This is a genomic window from Ornithinimicrobium humiphilum, from assembly GCF_006716885.1.
Taxonomy (GTDB): Bacteria; Actinomycetota; Actinomycetes; order Actinomycetales; family Dermatophilaceae; genus Ornithinicoccus; species Ornithinicoccus humiphilus.
This window is the reverse complement of sequence record NZ_VFPU01000001.1, coordinates 1,660,096-1,677,550: the sequence shown is the minus strand read 5'-3', so window position 1 is coordinate 1,677,550 and position 17,455 is coordinate 1,660,096. Positions and strand designations below refer to the sequence as shown.

The window sequence follows — 17,455 nt, the reverse complement described above, 5'->3', positions numbered from 1 at the left end:
GCCGAGCCGCCAGGCGTTGACGGCCAGGTGGTAGGTGTCCGTCAGGACGAGCGAGGCGTCGCGGACGCGGTCGAGCAGCTCGGGCAGCGGCAGCTCCTCGTGGGCCTCGGCGGAGGCGGCGCCCCCCGACGGAAGCGCGGCTGCATACCGATCGGGGCGAAGGCCGGTCCCTTGCCCCACGGCAACCACCGCGGGTCGGTGCCGGTCTCGCGTGCCAGTGCGCGACCCAGGAGCGCGATCTCCTCGGGGAGCACCGAGGATCTCCCCAGGAAGACCTCGAGCGCACCGTTCCCAGGGGTATGCGGCAGCACGCCGGCCAGCACCGCGGCGTCCACCCCGTGGTGACCAGCCGCGTCGCCGCGCAGGGTCCCGGCGACCCCGGCGGAGTAGGGGTCGCGGAACCAGACCTGACGCGCCCCACGCACGAAGCCTCCCAGCAGGTCCCCGTAGTCGCCCCGGTAGTCCTCGGCGGCGTTGAGCGACAGCGTCGTCCCGTAGGACAGCGTCCGGGAGCGCAGATCGGCGTCGGCGCCCTCCTGCAGCAGGACGCGCCGGGCGACGGCCGCCGCCTCGATCGGGTCGAGCGGAGCCGCGAGCTCCGAGGTCAGCACCTCGACGGTCGACCGCTGGTAGGGGGCCATGTGGTGGAAGTCGCCCCAGTAGAGGAGCACGTCGCAGTCGGCCAGCTCGTCCTCGCGACCGCGCACGAGCGAGTAGTCGAGTCCCGAGTCGACGTCGTTGACCAGGGCGGGGCCGACGACGCGGGTCCGCCCGGCGGGCTTGCGCCACTCGCCGTCGTCCCAGAGGCGCCAGCAGCGCACGTCGACGTCGGGCCCCAGGTGCTCCGCCACCCGGGCGAGGCCGAGGTCGACCGTGCTCATGCCGGGGTTGCGCCCGTAGGGCGGTGCGCACACGGCGTGCACGCGAGTCCGTCGACCGTTGCCCTCCTCCCCCGGGCGGTCGGTCGCGGCCGGGGCGGGGAGGGAGGACGTCACCGGTCCATCCTGCGCCACGACGTCGGTTGACGACGAACTCGAACGTCCGGGCCTCAGCGCAGCGCGAGCCTGGTCTGCGTCTGAGCGGCGCCGCCGTCCTTCTTCAGCGCGCGCAGCAGCGCGTCGAGCGCGCGGGTGTCGCTGGTCCGCACCCGCAGCAGGTAGTCGTAGGGCCCGGTGACGTGCACCGCGTCCACCACCGCCCGCTGCCCCCGTGACCAGGCGAGGAACTCCTCTGAGTCCTGGTCGGGCTGCAGCCTGACGTCGATGAACGCCTCGAGCCCGGTGGCCCCGACGGACGCCTCCGAGCCCAGCACCGCCTGGTAGCCCGCGATGACGCCGTCCCGCTCCATCCGGCGCACGCGGGCCGCCACGGCGTTGGTGCTCAGGCCGACCTGCCTGCCGATCTCGCTGAACGATACACGGCCCTCCACCCGGAGGATGCCGAGAATCTTCTCGTCCTGGGCGTCCATGCTGCGCATCCTCCCAGGTCGACTGCGAGGTTGTCGCGCCCCCTGCAGAAGCGCACCCACACTTCCGGGTATGGAGCATCTCGTCGCCCTGGGTGCGGGCCTCGCCGCCGGGCTCGCCGTCGCCGTCCCCCTCGGCGCGATCGGCGTCCTCCTCGTGCAGGAGGGCACGACCCGCGGCTGGCGGCGCGGTGCACCCGCCGCCGCGGCCGTGGCCACCGTGGACACGGCATACTCCCTGGGCGCGGTGATGGCGGGCGCGGCCCTGGCCCCTCTCGTCGAGGGCATCTCCCCCTGGCCCCAGGTGGTGGGTGGGCTCCTGCTCGTGGCCCTCGCGGCGCGAGGACTGCTGCGGCTGCGCTCCTCCTCGTCGGCGTCACCGAACCGGGCGGGCGCCGATGTCGCCACAGGCCAGGCGTGGGGCCGCTTCGCCCTGTTCGTCGGCCTGACGGCCGTCAACCCCGCCACGCTCGTCTACTTCGCCGCGATCGTCACCGGGCTGACCTCGGTGGTCGGGTCCGTGGGCACCGGGGCGCTCTTCGTGCTCGGAGTGGCGGTCGCCTCGTCGGCCTGGCAGCTGCTCCTCGTCGCCCTCGGGGCGGCCCTTGGGTGGCGCGGCGGCACACGCGCCCGCCGCGTCACCAGCGTCGTCGGCAACGGGGTGGTGGCCCTGCTGGGGGCGGGGCTGGTCGTCGGCGCCCTGGTCTGAGGTCGAACCCCCACGAAAGGGGCGCTACCACCAGGGTCGCGGGAGCAGCGCAGAAGCGTCCCTCGCGGCCGTGGTCGTGCTCGCCGTGCCGCGCCTGCGACAGATCGGCACCGCTTCCTGCTGGCGCGCTCGTCGGGACCTGCCGACCATCTCGTCCGCGTGCCAGGATGAGGATGTGAAGGCGTGGATCGTCGCGGAGCCGCGGCCGATCGGCGAAGGGCCGCTGCGCATGGTCGAGATGCCCGACCCCATCCCGGGACCGGGCCAGGTCCGGGTGCGGGTCGAGGCCTGCGGTGTCTGCCGCACGGACCTCCACCTGGCCGAGGGCGACCTGCAGCCCCGCCGCCCCGGCACCGTGCCCGGGCACGAGGTGATCGGACGGGTCGACTCCCTCGGTCCGGGCTGCGACCGGTTCGCCGTCGGTGACCGGGTCGGCATCGCCTGGCTGCGCGGCACCTGCGGCCGGTGCCGCTGGTGCCGGAGCGGGGCCGAGAACCTCTGCCCGCGCGCGAACTTCACCGGGTGGGACGCCGACGGCGGCTACGCCGAGCTCGCCGTGGTAAACGAGGCGTTCGCCTACCGCATACCGGAGCACCTCGAGGCCCCCCGCGCCGCTCCCTCCTGTGCTCGGGCATCGTCGGCTACCGGGCGCTCAAGCGGGCGCAGCTGCCACCCGGCGGGCGGCTGGGCATCTACGGCTTCGGCGCCTCCGCCCACCTGGTGGCCCAGATCGCCATCAAACAGGGCGCGGTCGTCCACGTCATGACCCGCTCGCCCCGGGCCCAGGAGCTGGCTCTGCGGCTCGGGGCGGCCTCCGTGACCGGCGCTGCCGACGCTCCCCCGGAGCCGCTGGACGCCGCGATCCTGTTCGCCCCGGTCGGTGACCTGGTGCCACCGGCGCTGCGCGCCCTGGATCGTGGCGGGATCGCCGTCGTCGCCGGGATCCACCTGACCGACGTCCCGCCGCTGGTCTACGAGCGCGAGCTCTTCTACGAGAAGGAGCTGCGGAGCGTCACGGCCAACACCAGGGCCGACGGCGAGGAACTTCTCACGCTCGCCGTCACGCTCGGGCTCGACCCGACGGTCACGGCCCGCCGGTTCGTCGAGGCTGACGACACCCTGCGCGATCTCGCCGCAGATGCCTACGAGGGTGCGGCCGTCCTCGTGCCCTGAGCGGAGAGCTCGTACAGCCGCGTGGTGCCGGCCTCCCACCGTCCATCCACGGGTATGGCGTACTCATGAGGTTGGTGAGAACCACTGGGATTTATCGGTCAACCCCAAGGATGAGGTTGAGTCCCGCATAGTGGTGTAGCGCGGTCGCCGAGACCGTCCCTGGCTTGGACGTAGACGCGGCCACCGCGTGATCCTTCGAGTGAAGCGCCCCAGGTTTGGTGCGGCATCCTTGTGAGTTGGAAGGATGCAGTTCGTGCCGAAGAAGATCGATCCGAAGGTCAAGGAGCGGTGCGTGCGCCTGGTGCTGGAGCACCAGGGCGAGTACTCCTCGCTGACCGCGGCCGCTGAGGCCGCCGCCCGCCGGGAAGGCCTGGGCAAGGAGACCGTGCGCCGCTGGGTTGTCCAGGCCCAGATCGATGGCGGGCAACGCCAGGGCGCCACCGGCGAGGAGCTGGCCGAGATCAAGAGGCTCAAGGCCCAGGTCCGCCGGTTGGAGGAGGGGACTGCTGCACGGGTAGGTGACAGGGGGGTCAGGCTGCGTGAGCGGCCGGTGTGGTCATGATGGTCTCGTACTCGATGGGGGTCAACCGGCCGAGGGCCTCCTGCCGGCGGCGTCGGTGGTAGGTGCGCTCGATCCAGGTGACGATCGCGATGCGCAGCTCCTGGCGCGTGGTCCAGGTGCGGCGGTCCAGGACGTTCTTCTGGAGCAGGGCGAAGAAGGACTCCATGGCGGCGTTGTCGCCGGCTGCGCCGACCTTGCCCATGGAGCCGACCATGCCGTGGCGGTGCAGGGCGCGGACGTGCTTCCGGCTGCGAAATTGGGACCCTCGATCGGTGTGCAGGATGCAGCCGGCGACGTCACCGCGCCGGGTGACGGCACTGTTGAGTGCGTCGACGGCCAGGCGTGACTTCATCCGGTCGCTGATCGAGTAGCCCACGATCCGGTTGGAGAAGACGTCCTTGACGGCGCACAGGTAGAGCTTGCCCTCGCCCGTGCGGTGCGCGGTGATGTCGGCCAGCCACAGCCGGTTCGGTGCCTGCGCGGTGAAGTCGCGCTCGACCAGGTCGTCGTGCACCGGAGGCCCGGGCAACTTGGGCGTTCTTGCCGCGCTTCTTGCCGAAGGCGGACCACCAGCCGTTCTGTGAGCACAGTCGCCACGCGGTCCGCTCGCACATGTCCTGACCAACGTCGCGGGCCTCGTCGGCCAGGTACCGGTAGCCGAACTCGGGGTCGTCCTCGTGCGCGTCGAACAGGGCGTTGGCGCGGTAGGCGGCCGCCCGCTCGGCATCGGTGACCGGGTCCGCGAGCCACCGGTAGTAGGGCTGGCGAGCGATCCTGAGCACCCGGCACGTCACCGTGACGGGGATCCCGTCGCCGGCCAGCTCGCGGACGAGCGGGTACATCATTTTCCCGGCAGGTTCGCCTGGGACAGGTAGGCCGCGGCGCGGCGCAGGACCTCGTTCTCCTGCTCCAGCAACCGGATCCGCTTCTTGGCCTCGCGCAGCTCGGCGTTCTCGGCCGCGGTGGTCCCGGGCCGGGCACCGTCGGCGACGTCGGCCGCGCGCATCCAGTTGCGCAGACACGACTCGGCGATGCCGAAGTCGGCCGCGATCTGCTTGATCGTCTGTCCAGGCTCACGACTCCGAGCGACGTTCACGACGTCGTCACGGAACTCCTGGGGATAGGGCTTGGGCACGGTGCACATCCTTCCAGCGACGCCTCCAAGCGTCACAGATCAGATGTCACCTACCCGTGCAGCAGTCCCTACAGCTAGACCGGCTGCTTCAGGTCCGCCGTCCTCCCGTAGGCTGCTGACGATCCACGGCGCAGGAACCCGGTGAGACTCCGGGGCGGTTCCGCCACTGTGACCGAGCACACGTGCTCGAAGCCAGACACTGGCCATGGACGAATCCGACCGCTACACGGGGCGAGAACCCCGGAGGAGGAACTCGGCAATGGCCGCGTCCGCACACGTCTGCCTGCTCTCCACGTCCGACACCGACCTGCTCTCGGCCCGGGCCAGCGGCGCGAGCTTCGCGCTCGCCAACCCGTCGCGCAGCACGAGCAGCGAGCTCCATGCGGCCCTCGAGGGCGCCGACCTCGTCGTCGTACGTCAACTGGGCTCGCCCCACGACCTGTGGGAGGGGCTGGCGGCCGTCCGCGCCACCGGCACACCGCTGGTCGTGCTCGGCGGTGAGCAACAGCCCAGCGCCGAGCTGATGGAGCTCAGCACCGTCCCGATCGGCGTCGCGACCGAGGCGCACCGCTACCTGGCCGAGGGCGGGCCGGCCAACCTGGCCCAGATGCACGCATTCCTCTCCGACACCGTCCTGCTCACCGGCGAAGGCTTCGAGCCCCCGGCGGTCGTGCCGTCATGGGGCTTCGCCGAGCGAGGCGCACCCTCCGACCCCTCGCTGCCGAAGGTGGGCATCCTCTACTACCGCGCCCACCAGGCCAGCGGGAACACCGCCTTCGCGCACGCCCTGGCGGACGCCGTCGACGCCACCAGTCAGGCCGTGGGCGTACCCATCTTCGCCGGCTCGCTTCGCAGCGCCCCCGACGAACTCTTCGACGCCCTCGGCCAGCTCGATGCCGTCGTGGTGACCGTCCTGGCCGCCGGCGGCAGCGTTCCGGCCTCGGTCAGTGCCGGCGGCGACGACGAAACCTGGGACGTCGAGCGCGTCGCCGCCCTCGACATCCCCGTCCTCCAGGGACTGTGCCTGACCAGCAGCCGTGGGGAGTGGGAAGCCAACGACGACGGAGTCACGCCGCTCGACTCCGCGAACCAGATCGCCATTCCGGAGTTCGACGGGCGCATCATCACCGCACCGTTCTCCTTCAAGGAGATCGACGACGAGGGCCTTCCCCGTTACGTCGCCGATCCCGAGCGTTGTGCCCGCGTGGCCGCCATCGCGGTCAACCACGCGCGACTGCGTTACGTCCCGAACGCGGAGAAGAAGGTCGCACTCGTCCTGTCGGCGTACCCGACCAAGCACTCCCGTATCGGCAACGCCGTCGGGCTGGACACCCCGGTCTCCACGATCCGTCTGCTCCGACGGCTCCGTGACGCCGGGTACGACCTGGGCGGCCCCGGCGCCGTACCGGGCCTCGACCTCGAGGACGACACCCAGGCGGGCGACACCCTGATCCACGCGATGATTGCCGCAGGTGGGCAGGACGAGGAGTGGTTGACGTCCGGACAGCTCACCGACGCGCACGTGCGCATCGACGCCGAGCAGTACCGTCGTTGGACCGCCCACCTGCCGCAGGCCCTGCGCGCCTCCATGGCCGCGGCGTGGGGCGAGGCTCCTGGTTCCCTCTTCGTCAACGACGCTGGTGAGATCGTGATCGCCACGCTCGTCGCCGGGAACGTGGTCATCATGATCCAACCGCCCCGCGGCTTCGGCGAGAACCCCGTGGCGATCTACCACGACCCCGACCTCGCCCCGACCCACCACTACATGGCGGCCTACCGCTGGTTGGAGGAGTCCCCGGAGTCCGGCGGCTTCGGCGCGCACGCCGTCGTGCACGTCGGCAAGCACGGTTCCCTGGAGTGGCTGCCGGGCAAGAACGCGGCGCTCTCCGCCGAGTGCGGCACCGACGCGGTACTAGGCAATCTGCCCCTCTTCTACCCGTTCCTCGTCAACGACCCCGGCGAGGGGGCACAGGCGAAGCGACGCGCCCACGCCACCATCGTCGACCACCTGATCCCGCCGATGGCGCGCGCCGAGACGTACGGCGACATCGCCCGCCTCGAGCAGCTGCTAGACGAGTACGGCAACATCGCCGCGATGGATCCGGCCAAACTGCCCGCGATCCGTGGGGAGATCTGGCAGCTGATGAAGGCCGCCGAGATGCACCGGGACCTCGGTCTCGACGAGCGTCCCGGCGACGAGGAGTTCGACGACTTCCTGCTGCACGTCGACGGCTGGTTGTGCGAGATCAAGGACGTCCAGATCCGCGACGGGCTCCACGTCCTGGGTCAGGCACCCTCCGACGAGGCCCTGGTGAACCTGGTCCTCGCGGTGCTGCGCGCCTCGCAGGTCTGGGGCGGGGTCGGCAACGCCGTCCCCGGGCTCCGGGCAGCACTCGGCCTCTGCGATGGCGCCTCGACCGCGCAGGTGGACGCCTCCGAGGCCGAGGCACGAGGTCTCGTAGAGGCCTTGGCCGCAGCGCACTGGGACCCCACAGTGGTGCCCCTGCTCCACGAGGACGCCGACGTGAGGGCCGCGCTGAGCTTCGCCGCCACCGAGGTGGTGCCGCGCCTGGCTAGCACGACCGACGAGATGGACGTGCTGCTGCACGCCCTCGAGGGTGGCTACGTGCCCGCCGGCCCGTCCGGCTCGCCGCTGCGCGGCCTGGTCAACGTGCTGCCGACCGGCCGCAACTTCTACACCGTCGACCCCCGCGCCATCCCCTCGCGCCTCGCCTGGCAGACCGGTCAGGCGATGGCCGAGTCCCTCGTGCAGCGCTACCTGGACGAGACCGGCGAGTACCCGAGCTCGGTCGGCCTGTCGGTGTGGGGCACCAGCGCGATGCGCACCTCCGGTGACGACGTCGCCGAGGTGCTCGCGCTGCTCGGCGTCCGCCCCGACTGGGACGACATGTCCCGCCGGGTGAACAACCTGCAGGTGATCGACCTGGCCGAGCTCGGCCGGCCGCGCATCGACGTCACCATCCGCATCTCGGGCTTCTTCCGCGACGCCTTCCCGCACGTCGTGGCGATGCTGGACGACGCGGTGCAACTGGTCGCCGCTTTGGACGAGCCGGACGAGATGAACTTCGTCCGCGCCCACAGCCGGGCCGCCCTGGCTGAGCACGGGGACGAGCGCCGGGCCACGACCCGCATCTTCGGCTCCAAGCCCGGCTCCTACGGGGCGGGCATCCTCCAGGTGGTCGAGTCGGGCTCGTGGCGCGACGACAAGGACCTCGCCGAGGTGTACACCGCGTGGGGCGGTTTCGCATACGGCCGAGGCCTGGACGGAGTCGCCGCGGCCGAGGACATGCGCACCGCGTACCGACGGATCAAGGTGGCTGCGAAGAACGTGGACAGCACTGAGCACGACATCGCGGACTCCGACGACTACTTCCAGTACCACGGCGGAATGGTGGCCACCGTGCGGGCTCTCACCGGCTCCGACCCGAAGGCCTACGTCGGCGACTCGTCCTCCCCCGACGCCGTCCGGACTCGCTCGCTGCAAGAGGAGACGAACCGCGTCTTCCGGGCCCGCGTGGTCAACCCCCGCTGGATCGGGGCGATGCAGCGCCACGGCTACAAGGGCGCCTTCGAGCTCGCAGCTACCGTCGACTACCTGTTCGGGTTCGACGCCACCGCCGGGGTCGTCCACGACTGGATGTACGAGTCGCTCGCCAGTTCGTACGTGCTGGACGAGACCAACCAAGCGTTCCTGCGTACCTCGAACCCGTGGGCCCTGCGCGGCATCGTCGAGCGGCTGCACGAGGCCGCCGAGCGTGGTCTGTGGGCGGAGCCCGACCCGGAGACGCTGTCGCAGCTGCAGAAGGTGTACCTCGAGGTCGAGGGGGACCTGGAGGACGAGGCGTGAGTGCCCACCTGCACGTCGTCGGCTTCGGCACGGGTCCCGACCACCTGACCCGGGACGCCGTCCGCGCCTTGCTGGACACCGATTACGTGCTCGCCGTCCGCAAGCACGAGGACGACGAGCTGCTGCAGGTGCGCCGCGCGATCTGCCAGGAGTTCGAGGTCGAGTTGGTCGAGGTGCCCGACCCGCAGCGTGACCGGGACGACCCGAGCGACTACCCCGCCGCAGTGCGCGACTGGCACGCCGCCCGGGTGGCGGCGTTCGCCGACGCGGTGGCCGAGCGGAGTGGACGGGCGACCTTCCTGGTGTGGGGCGACCCCTCGCTGTACGACTCGACCCTGCGCGTGGTCGAGGGGATGTCGGCCGACCCCCGCCTGACCGGCCTCACCTGGGACGTCGTGCCCGGCATCAGCGCCCCCCAGCTGCTGGCCGCCCGGCACCGCATCGTGCTGCACCCGGTCGGCACGCCAGTGCACGTCACCACTGCCCGTCGCCTGCGCGACACCGTCGCTGCGGGCCAGCGCAACGTGCTGGTCATGCTTGGCTCCGAGGCCAGCCTCGACCAGCTCGAGGAGCTCCCCGGCTGGAACATTTGGTGGGGCGCCAACCTCGGCTCGGACGGCGAACAGCTGGTGGCCGGCACGGTCCGCCACGTCCTGCCGCAGGTGCGCGAGGCCCGCGCCCGAGCCCGAGAACTCGCCGGTTGGGTGATGGACGTCTACCTACTACGAGGGCCGGAGGGCGACGCGTGAGCGGGCTGCTGGTGGCCGGCACCACGTCGGACGCCGGCAAGTCGGTGGTGACCACCGGACTGTGCAGAGCGTTCGCGCGCCGCGGGGTCCGGGTGGCGCCGTACAAGGCGCAGAACATGTCCAACAACTCCATGGTCTGCCAGGACCCCGCGGGAGGCACCGCCGAGATCGGCCGGGCGCAGTGGGTCCAGGCCCTCGCCGCCCGGGTGACTCCCGAGCCCGCCATGAACCCCGTCCTTCTCAAGCCCGGCTCCGACCGACGCAGCCACGTCGTGGTCATGGGGCACCCCGCCGGGGAGGTCTCCGCCACCGACTTCGCCACCGGGCGACGGCACCTGGCCGCGGCGGCGCACGCCGCGTACGATGCCCTCGCCGCGCGCTTCGACGTCGTGGTGGCCGAGGGTGCGGGCAGCCCGGCCGAGATCAACCTGCGCTCCAGCGACTACGTCAACATGGGCCTGGCCCGCCACGCTGACCTGCCGGTCGTGCTGGTCGGCGACATCGACCGGGGCGGCCTCTTCGCCTCGATGTTCGGCACCCTGGCGCTGCTGGAGCCGGCGGACCAGGCGCTGGTGGCTGGCTTTGTGGTCAACAAGTTCCGCGGCGACCCCGGTCTGCTGCGCCCGGGCCTGGACCAGCTGGAGCGAATGACCGGTCGGCCCGTGCACGGGGTGCTGCCGTGGCACCCCGACCTGTGGCTCGACTCCGAGGACGCCCTCGACCTGGAGGGTCGCCGCAGCAGGGACGGCGCTCGGGTGCGGGTCGCGGTCGTACGGCTCCCCCGGATCAGCAACTTCACCGACGTCGACGCCCTGGGTCTCGAGCCGGACCTCGACGTCGTCTTCGTCTCCGACCCGCGTGACCTCGCCGACGCTCACCTCGTGGTGCTCCCGGGTACGCGCGCCACGCTCGCCGACCTCGCCTGGCTGCGCTCGCGCGGCCTCGACGCCGCGATCACGGCCCACGCCGCGGCGGGACGTCCGGTGCTCGGGATCTGCGGTGGCTTCCAGATGCTCGGCCGCACGGTGAGCGACCCCGACGGCGTCGAGGGGGCCGTCGGTGCGCACGCCGATGGGCTGGGCCTGCTCCCCGTGACCACCAGGTTCGCCCTGGAGAAGGCGCTGCGCCTGCCCGTTGGCGAGGCGCTCGGTGCGGCCACGGCCGGCTACGAGATCCATCACGGGCGGATCAGCCGCGACGCAGGCGCTGAGGAGTTCCTCGGCGGGGCACGCTCCGGTCAGGTGTTCGGCACGATGTGGCACGGCAGCCTGGAGGGGGACGCCTTCCGGGCTGCCTTCCTCGCCGAGGTCGCCGCTCTGGCCCCCTCCGGCGCCAGCTTCCCGGCTGCCCGGGAGCGCCGGATGGAGCTCCTCGCCGACCTCGTCGAGGAGCATCTCGACGTCGAGATGCTGCTGGCACTGGCCCGTGACGGAGCGCCTGGTTCGCTGCCGGTGCTCACCGTCCCCGCACTCCCCCAGGAAGGTGCACGATGAAGGTCCTGCTGCTCGGTGGCACCGCGGAGGCGCGCGACCTGGCCCGCCTGCTGGTGGAGACCGGGGTGGACGTCACCTCGTCGCTCGCCGGTCGCGTGGCCCGGCCTCGTCTGCCGGTGGGACAGGTCCGCATCGGCGGCTTCGGCGGCGTCGCAGGGTTGCGAGCCGCGTTGGCCGTCTACGACCTGGTGGTCGACGCCACCCACCCGTTCGCCCGCGGCATGAGCGCCAACGCGGTCGAGGCTTGCACGGTCGAGCAGGTCCCGCTGCTGCGCTTCGAGCGTCCGGGCTGGGAGCGCGACCCCGCGTGGTCCTACGTCCGTTCGCATGCCGAGGCAGCGCAGGTGGCGGCAACGCTGGGGCAACGTCCCTTCTTGACCGTAGGCAGACAGGAACTGGCCCGGTTCGTGCCCAACCTGGGCCAGGCTCCGGTGCTGGCCCGGGTTGTTGATGCCCCCGACATGGAGCTCCCCGCGCCGTGGCGTCTGCTCACCAGCCGCGGGCCGTACACGCTTCAGGGTGACCTCGAGGTGATGCGGGAGCACGGCAGCGACGTCCTGGTCACCAAGGACTCCGGCGGCACGTACACCTGGCCGAAGTTGCAGGCCGCTGCGCAGCTCGGCGTCGCTGTGGTCGTCGTCGAACGACCGGAGCCGGACCCCCGCGCGCAGGTCGTGCACGCGGTGGGCCCGGCTCTTGAGTGGGTGCTGTCGCACCGCTGACTCAGGCGACCGCATTCGCGGTGGTGTCGACCCGTTCGAGCAGCCACGTCAGGGCCACGCCCAGGGTGCCCCAGAGCGCGGCCAGGGTGAGGACCGAGGAGATCCAGAACTCCCACAGCACGTAGGCGGGGAAGTCGCCGAGCTCGTTGACTGTCGGCATGGCGAGTGCCGCGACGGTGACCACGATGACGTAGGCGACCCCGGCCACGACGACACCGGTCCACGCACCACGTGCGGCGACGAGCCAGCGGTCCAGGAACACCGTTGCGACCATCGCGACGATGGACATCAGCGCGTAGGCGACGGAGCCGAGTGCGGTGACCAGCGCGGTCGAACCGACGACCGTCAGCCGTCCCAGACGCCCGGCAACGGCGGCGGCGATGAGGGCGGTGATCCCGCCCAGAGCGACGCCGATGGCGATCGTCACGGTGGCCAGGCCCCAGGTCTTCTGGGTGGTGCGGGTGATGCCGCCCTCCTCTTCGTTGCCGTGCGAGTGGGTGTGGCCCTCCTCCGTGTCGGCCGCGGCGTGCGTGTGGACGGCATCACCCTCGGCATGGGTGTGCGCCTCATCCGCGGCGGGCTCAGCGGGAGGCTCCACTGCCGCCTCCTCGCACCCGATGGCGGTGTCGATCGGCGGCTCGCCAACCGTGAAGGCCACGCCGAGGGCCGCGATGCCGCCGATGAGACCCGCGAGAAGGCCGCGGACCAGGAAAGTACGTGCACTCACGTGAGATCCCAGTTTTCTGTAGCCGTCGAATTCGCCACGCACGCTGCACGGCACACCGACGTCCCAGCGCCGTGATCGGCGCAGGGGTCGGGAAGGGAGACCGCCTCACGGACGGCGCAGGCTCAACAGCCCAGATCCCTCGAGGAGATCAGTGGCAGGGGTAGCCGAGAAGGTGACGACCGTCGTGGGCCCACTCGTGCACAGCGGTGCCGGCGAAGAGCGAGACCGCACCCTGGTCGGCGCTGACGCGGAAGACAACCAGGAGGCCGAGCAGCCCAGCGAACAGCGCCCACGGGGCGAGCTCACGAAGGTCAACCGTCGGGATCTCGACGGCGGGAATGGCCGTGGCGCCGGGAAGCGGCGTGGCAACAGTGTGCGACATGTTTCCTCCTCAGCGTTCTGCGCCCAGGTGATGTGGGATGGACGAACGCCCGGGTCTGACTTCACCCTCCGAGGACGGTGTCACAACAGCGCGGCTGTGCCGGACTCACACCGGCTTCCATGGCATTTGCTGGGGCCAGCGTAGGCGGTGTGCCGCCCCCTGATGACGCCGACCCACGGAGTGATAGGTTGCAGGTGCCGTGGTGCACGGGAAGCCGGTGGAAGACCGGCGCGGCCCTCGCCACTGTGAGCGCGGAGTTCCGCGACCTCACCGACACTCCGGTGTCGGGACCACTGGGTGCACACACCTGGGAAGGTCGGTCGCAGGACGGCGATGCGCGAGCCAGGAGACCGGCCACGGCGCGTTTCGTATCCAACGAGGTCCTTGGAGAAAGATCCCATGATTCGCCGTGCCATCATGCCCGGAATGTCACTCGCCGCAGGCGCCGTCCTGCTCCTCGCCGGTTGCGCCGGCGCCCCGGAGAAGGAGTCGGCGACCGCTGAGAGCGGCGACCGCTTCCCTGTCGAGCTCGTCAACTGCGACCACGAGGTCGTCGTGGAGTCCGCGCCCGAGCGTGTGGTAACTCTGAATCAGGGCGCCACCGAGGTGGTGCTCGCCCTCGGGCTGGGTGACCGCCTCGCTGGCACCGCCTACCTCGACGACGCGATCTCGGACCGGTGGGCCCAGGAGTACGAGAAGGTACCGGTGCTGGCTGAGGAGTACCCCACGAACGAGGCGCTGCTGAAGGCAGAACCCGACCTGGTGTACGCGTCGTACGCCTCCGCCTTCGACAGGGGCGTGGCGGGCGACCGGACCATCCTGGCGGAATCGGGAACGCAGTCGTACCTGTCTCCTTTCGGATGCCCGGACGACAGTCAGCGCCCGACCCCCACCTTCGACGCCGTGTGGCAGGAGTTGGACGACGTCGCGGAGCTGCTTGGTGAGCCTGACAGCTCTAAGGCTCTTGTGGCCGAGCAGAAGGAGTCTCTCCGCAGCGTCCGCGACGAAGCACCCGGACAGGGCTTGACTGCCCTGTGGTACGACTCCGGTGACAAGACGCCGCTGGTCGGTGGCGGCCAGAGCGGACCGCAGCTGATCCTCGACGCGGTCGGCGCCGCGAACGTGTTCTCCGACATCGACCGGGGCTGGGGCGAGGGCAGCTGGGAGGACGTCCTGGCGACCGATCCCGACTTCATCGTCCTCGCCGACGCCAGCTGGTCGTCGGCCGAGGAGAAGAAGGCCTATCTGGAGAAGGACCCGGTGCTGCGCGAGCTGACCGCCGTAAAGACCGGCGCCTTCGTGACCGTGGCCTACTCCGAGGCCACGCCCGGAGTTCGCATGGTCGACGGCGCGGTTTCTGTGGCCAGCCAGCTGGCAGATCTCGATCTCCGGCCGTGAGCGTGGCCCGCCTCGCAGGGGGCAGGGCTGTGGTCGTGGTGACGCTCACGTCAGCGGCACTCGTGGCCAGCGCCGCGGTGGCGCTCTCCCTGGGATCGGTGGAGGTGCCCGTGGCACGCGTCCTGGCCGTCCTCCTGCGCCGACTCGGGGCCGGCGGCGAGGTCACGGTCCTGGAGGACCAGCTCGTCTGGCAGTTGAGGCTGCCAAGAGTGCTCGGGGCCATTGCGGCAGGGGCGGTCCTCGCCCTGTGCGGGGCCGTCCTCCAGTCCCTCACGAGGAACGACCTGGCCGACCCCTTCCTGCTCGGCGTCTCCAGCGGCGCCACGGTGGGCGCGGTGACCATCATGGTTCTAGGCATCGGACTCGGCGGGCTCGCCGCCAGTGCCGCCGTGTCTGCGGCCGCCTTTGCCGGGGCGCTGGCCGCCCTCGCCGTGGTCCTGGTGATCGCGTCCGCCGGCGGTCGGGGGCTAAGCCCGCACCGCACCGTGCTGGCCGGCGTCGCTGTGGCCTACCTGTGCAGCGCCTACACCTCGGTCGTGCTCATCATGCATGGCGAGGGCGATGCCGCCCGCAGGGTGCTGAACTGGACCCTCGGCTCGCTCGCGGGGCTCCGCTGGGACAGCACCGTCCTCCTCCTGGGGGCTGCGGTGGTGGCGTTGCTCTGGTTCTTGGCCTACGCCGAACGGCTGGACGCCTTCACCTTCGGGGAGGTTTCCGCACAATCCTTGGGCGTCCCTGTCGCCCCGACGCGCTGGGTGCTCATGGTAGGCACCGCCGTGGTGACCGCGACCACAGTCGCCTACGTCGGAGTGATCGGCTTCGTGGGGTTGGTGGTTCCTCACCTCGTCCGCCCGCTGGTGGGCCACCGACACGCGGCGGTCCTGCCCGCGTCGGCAGCGGGTGGATCGCTCCTGCTGATGTGGGCCGACACCGCCGCACGCTCGCTGGTCGACAGCCAAGAAATCCCCGTGGGCGCGCTCACCGCCGTGCTCGGCGTACCCGTCCTGGTCTGGCTGATGGCAAGGAGGCCTCGCGCATGACACATCGCGACCTGTGCGTGCACTCATCGACGCCCGACCTGCGGGCAATTGGAGTCGTCGTCCGGCTCGGCGTCGACGTCGTGCTGGACGACGTCGATGTCTTCGCTCGAGGCGGCCGGGTCACTGCACTGCTGGGGCCCAACGGGTCCGGCAAGACGACCCTGCTGCACGTCCTGGCCGGCCTGCGGAAGCCCGAGCGCGGCACCGTCCTGGTCGGAGACGTGGCGATCCGCTCGTTGTCGCACCGCCGCCGCGCCCAGACCGTCGCCCTCGTCGAGCAGCATGCCACGACGACCACGGACCTCACCGTGCGCCAGGTGGTCGCGCTGGGCCGCCTCCCCCACCGACGAATGTTGGGCGGCGCGCCCGGCGACTCCGGTGCCGACGTGGTCGACACGGTCATGGACCTCGTCGGGCTCACGCACCTTGCCGACCGCGGGTGGACCACGCTGTCCGGCGGTGAGCGCCAGCGCGCCCACCTGGCCCGTACCCTGGCCCAGCAGCCGGCGGTCCTGCTCTTGGACGAGCCGACCAACCACCTGGATCTCGGGCAGCAGCTCCGGTTCCTCGCTCTGGCTCGAGACCTTGGCCTGACCACCGTCGCCGCCTTGCACGACCTTGAGCTCGCGACGGCGTTCTGCGACGACGTGGTCGTGCTCAACCACGGCCGTGTGCACGACCAGGGACCGGTCGCCTCCACCCTCACCGCCTCGTTGCTACGCGAGGTCTACCACGTGGAGGCCTCGCTGGACCCCCACCCCCGCCTGGACCGTCATCACCTGGTCTGGGACGGCCACGTCGAGGAGCACTCATGACCGTCCACGTCCTCGTGGGCACGTCGCCTGCCGACGCGGCCAGACGCGCAGACCTGGCGGCGCTCGCCGACAAGCTCGACGCCGAGCTCGCGTTCCTGCAGCTGGCCTCCCCCACCTTGGGAGACGTCCTCGAGCGGCTCGCGAAGAGCGGCGAGGCCGAGGTGGTGCTCGTCGGTGTCTCCGGTGGCTTGGGTGGCCCGGGCATCTCCTGGCTGCGACGGGTCGCGGCCGACTGGTGGCGGGCGTTCGGCGACGGCGCGCCACGGGTCAGCACCGCGCCTACTTTCATGGAGGAGATGTCGCAGTGGCGGGCGCTGGTGCAACTGGCACGGCCGATCACCCACGGCGGCCCGGGACTGACGTCGGCCGCGTGGGAGGACGTCCCCGAGCACCGTCACCAGGTGTTCGTCTGTCGCGGGCCGCGCTGCACGGCGGCCGGCGCGGAGCAGGCCTGGAGGGGAGTCGTGCTGGGGCTCATGGGGGCCGGTCTCGGCGACGACGACGTCCTGGTCACCCAGACCGGGTGCCAGTTCCCGTGCAACCACGCTCCGGTGGTCACTGTCCAGCCCGACGACGTCTGGTACGGCGGCGTCGACCAGGAGGCGGCGGGCGCCATCGTCTCGGAGCACCTGGTCGGCGGGGTGTCGGTGCAGCGGCTGCGGCTCCCCCGACGTCGCAAGGCCTGACAGTCGCTCTCGACGTCAGCCGGACGAGCGTGCCCCGCCGACACGCCCACGCGTCGACGGACGACAGGTGCCCTCCGAGAGCCAACCACGCCTTGGCGTCCCGTCTCCTCGTGGGACGGTGGTCGATACTGTCGGACTACCTGTTCGTACCGATCAGCATGGTCGCCAGGGCAGCCGAGAATGGCTGACTCCACGCCACCGTTGGCTAGGGGACCGCCTGCGTCCAGCCTTCAGAGCCGCCACGCGTCCCGGGCGAGCGACGGCGCTGCGACCATCACGGCGAGACCCGCCAGCTGGGAACTGGGAAGGTTGAGCAGGTCCTCGAGCCGGGCAGACGCCTAGCCGAAGTTCTGGTGACGCTCGCTGCGTTACCCCACCATCGCGTCCGGGGTGTTCGAAGCGCGGTGGGCCAGCAGACCCGTCACCCCTGCCACAGCGCCCCAGACCAGCGGGGCCGTGAGGGCGTCCAAGGTGTTCTCGGCAACCGACTCGATCACCGCCCGGGCGATCTGCGGCGGCGAGAGGAACCGC

General features: G+C 71.3%; 16 protein-coding genes, 2 pseudogenes and 2 riboswitches. Of the genes and pseudogenes, 12 read left to right on the top strand and 6 right to left on the bottom strand.

Annotation, left to right across the window (positions count from 1 at the left end; translation table 11 throughout):
- Nucleotides 1-41 precede the first annotated feature (41 nt).
- A complete protein-coding gene (locus tag FB476_RS07745) occupies nucleotides 42-995 on the bottom strand; it encodes a hypothetical protein (protein WP_141818251.1) in 954 nt (317 codons plus the stop codon).
- Nucleotides 996-1,048: 53 nt separating this feature from the next.
- Entirely contained in the window at nucleotides 1,049-1,468 is a 420-nt protein-coding gene (locus tag FB476_RS07740; protein WP_141818250.1) for an Lrp/AsnC family transcriptional regulator, read from the bottom strand.
- A gap of 70 nt (nucleotides 1,469-1,538) precedes the next feature.
- Here FB476_RS07740 and FB476_RS07735 point away from each other — a divergent pair, with 70 nt between their 5' ends.
- From FB476_RS07735 to FB476_RS07725, 4 genes are all read left to right on the top strand, one after another.
- Nucleotides 1,539-2,174: a hypothetical protein gene (locus FB476_RS07735; RefSeq protein ID WP_141818249.1), complete on the top strand. Its 636-nt coding sequence runs from the start codon at nucleotides 1,539-1,541 to the stop codon at nucleotides 2,172-2,174.
- A gap of 175 nt (nucleotides 2,175-2,349) precedes the next feature.
- Nucleotides 2,350-2,940 carry an alcohol dehydrogenase catalytic domain-containing protein gene (locus FB476_RS17185; protein ID WP_337678343.1) on the top strand — a complete coding sequence of 197 codons (591 nt, stop codon included), beginning with the start codon at nucleotides 2,350-2,352 and terminating at the stop codon, nucleotides 2,938-2,940.
- Entirely contained in the window at nucleotides 2,937-3,347 is a 411-nt protein-coding gene (locus FB476_RS17180) for a hypothetical protein (RefSeq protein ID WP_337678342.1), read from the top strand. Before FB476_RS17185 ends, FB476_RS17180 begins: the two co-directional genes overlap by 4 nt.
- Before the next feature lie 253 nt (nucleotides 3,348-3,600).
- Nucleotides 3,601-3,909 carry a hypothetical protein gene (locus tag FB476_RS07725; protein ID WP_141818248.1) on the top strand — a complete coding sequence of 103 codons (309 nt, stop codon included), beginning with the start codon at nucleotides 3,601-3,603 and terminating at the stop codon, nucleotides 3,907-3,909.
- On the opposite strand, the pseudogene FB476_RS07720 reads toward FB476_RS07725, so the two are convergent.
- A pseudogene (locus FB476_RS07720) lies at nucleotides 3,878-5,044 on the bottom strand (IS3 family transposase). The gene FB476_RS07725 and the pseudogene FB476_RS07720 overlap by 32 nt on opposite strands.
- A 73-nt stretch (nucleotides 5,045-5,117) precedes the next feature.
- A riboswitch (cobalamin riboswitch) is annotated at nucleotides 5,118-5,267 on the top strand.
- A 36-nt stretch (nucleotides 5,268-5,303) separates the two neighbouring features.
- On the opposite strand from FB476_RS07720, the gene cobN reads away from it, so the two are divergent.
- From cobN to FB476_RS07700, 4 genes are read left to right on the top strand one after another with little or no spacing between them, the layout of a single operon-like run.
- Nucleotides 5,304-8,912: a cobaltochelatase subunit CobN gene (cobN, locus tag FB476_RS07715; protein WP_141818247.1), complete on the top strand. Its 3,609-nt coding sequence runs from the start codon at nucleotides 5,304-5,306 to the stop codon at nucleotides 8,910-8,912.
- The gene (gene cobF, locus FB476_RS07710) at nucleotides 8,909-9,661 is read left to right on the top strand and encodes a precorrin-6A synthase (deacetylating) (protein ID WP_202876930.1); all 753 of its coding nucleotides are present in this window, start codon (nucleotides 8,909-8,911) and stop codon (nucleotides 9,659-9,661) included. The genes cobN and cobF overlap by 4 nt, the downstream gene beginning before the upstream one ends.
- Nucleotides 9,658-11,154, top strand: a complete 1,497-nt coding sequence (locus tag FB476_RS07705) for a cobyric acid synthase (RefSeq protein ID WP_141818246.1) — start codon at nucleotides 9,658-9,660, stop codon at nucleotides 11,152-11,154. Before cobF ends, FB476_RS07705 begins: the two co-directional genes overlap by 4 nt.
- A complete protein-coding gene (locus tag FB476_RS07700) occupies nucleotides 11,151-11,876 on the top strand; it encodes a cobalt-precorrin-6A reductase (protein WP_141818245.1) in 726 nt (241 codons plus the stop codon). The genes FB476_RS07705 and FB476_RS07700 overlap by 4 nt, the downstream gene beginning before the upstream one ends.
- 1 nt (nucleotide 11,877) lies before the next feature.
- Here the strand turns inward: FB476_RS07700 and FB476_RS07695 are convergent, their stop codons facing one another.
- Together FB476_RS07695 and FB476_RS07690 are read right to left on the bottom strand one after the other, a co-directional pair.
- Nucleotides 11,878-12,603, bottom strand: coding sequence for a CbtA family protein (locus FB476_RS07695; RefSeq protein WP_141818244.1), 726 nt, complete (start codon nucleotides 12,601-12,603; stop codon nucleotides 11,878-11,880).
- Between the two features lie 148 nt (nucleotides 12,604-12,751).
- Nucleotides 12,752-12,985 carry a CbtB domain-containing protein gene (locus FB476_RS07690; RefSeq protein ID WP_141818243.1) on the bottom strand — a complete coding sequence of 78 codons (234 nt, stop codon included), beginning with the start codon at nucleotides 12,983-12,985 and terminating at the stop codon, nucleotides 12,752-12,754.
- Between the two features lie 183 nt (nucleotides 12,986-13,168).
- Nucleotides 13,169-13,358, top strand: a riboswitch (cobalamin riboswitch).
- 26 nt (nucleotides 13,359-13,384) lie between these two features.
- Here FB476_RS07690 and FB476_RS07685 point away from each other — a divergent pair.
- Genes FB476_RS07685 through FB476_RS07670 form a run of 4 tightly spaced genes read left to right on the top strand, consistent with a single transcriptional unit; the run spans nucleotide 13,385 to nucleotide 16,924 of the window.
- Nucleotides 13,385-14,383 carry an ABC transporter substrate-binding protein gene (locus FB476_RS07685; protein WP_141818242.1) on the top strand — a complete coding sequence of 333 codons (999 nt, stop codon included), beginning with the start codon at nucleotides 13,385-13,387 and terminating at the stop codon, nucleotides 14,381-14,383.
- Nucleotides 14,384-14,418: 35 nt separating this feature from the next.
- Nucleotides 14,419-15,423, top strand: a complete 1,005-nt coding sequence (locus FB476_RS07680; protein ID WP_238329607.1) for a FecCD family ABC transporter permease — start codon at nucleotides 14,419-14,421, stop codon at nucleotides 15,421-15,423.
- On the top strand, nucleotides 15,420-16,238 hold the full coding sequence (locus tag FB476_RS07675; RefSeq protein WP_141818241.1) for an ABC transporter ATP-binding protein: 819 nt from the start codon (nucleotides 15,420-15,422) through the stop codon (nucleotides 16,236-16,238). The genes FB476_RS07680 and FB476_RS07675 overlap by 4 nt, the downstream gene beginning before the upstream one ends.
- Nucleotides 16,235-16,924, top strand: a complete 690-nt coding sequence (locus FB476_RS07670; RefSeq protein ID WP_141818240.1) for a (2Fe-2S) ferredoxin domain-containing protein — start codon at nucleotides 16,235-16,237, stop codon at nucleotides 16,922-16,924. Before FB476_RS07675 ends, FB476_RS07670 begins: the two co-directional genes overlap by 4 nt.
- Before the next feature lie 368 nt (nucleotides 16,925-17,292).
- Here the strand turns inward: FB476_RS07670 and FB476_RS17220 are convergent.
- A pseudogene (locus tag FB476_RS17220) lies at nucleotides 17,293-17,442 on the bottom strand (cobalamin biosynthesis protein); the annotation flags it as partial.
- Nucleotides 17,443-17,455 lie beyond the last annotated feature (13 nt).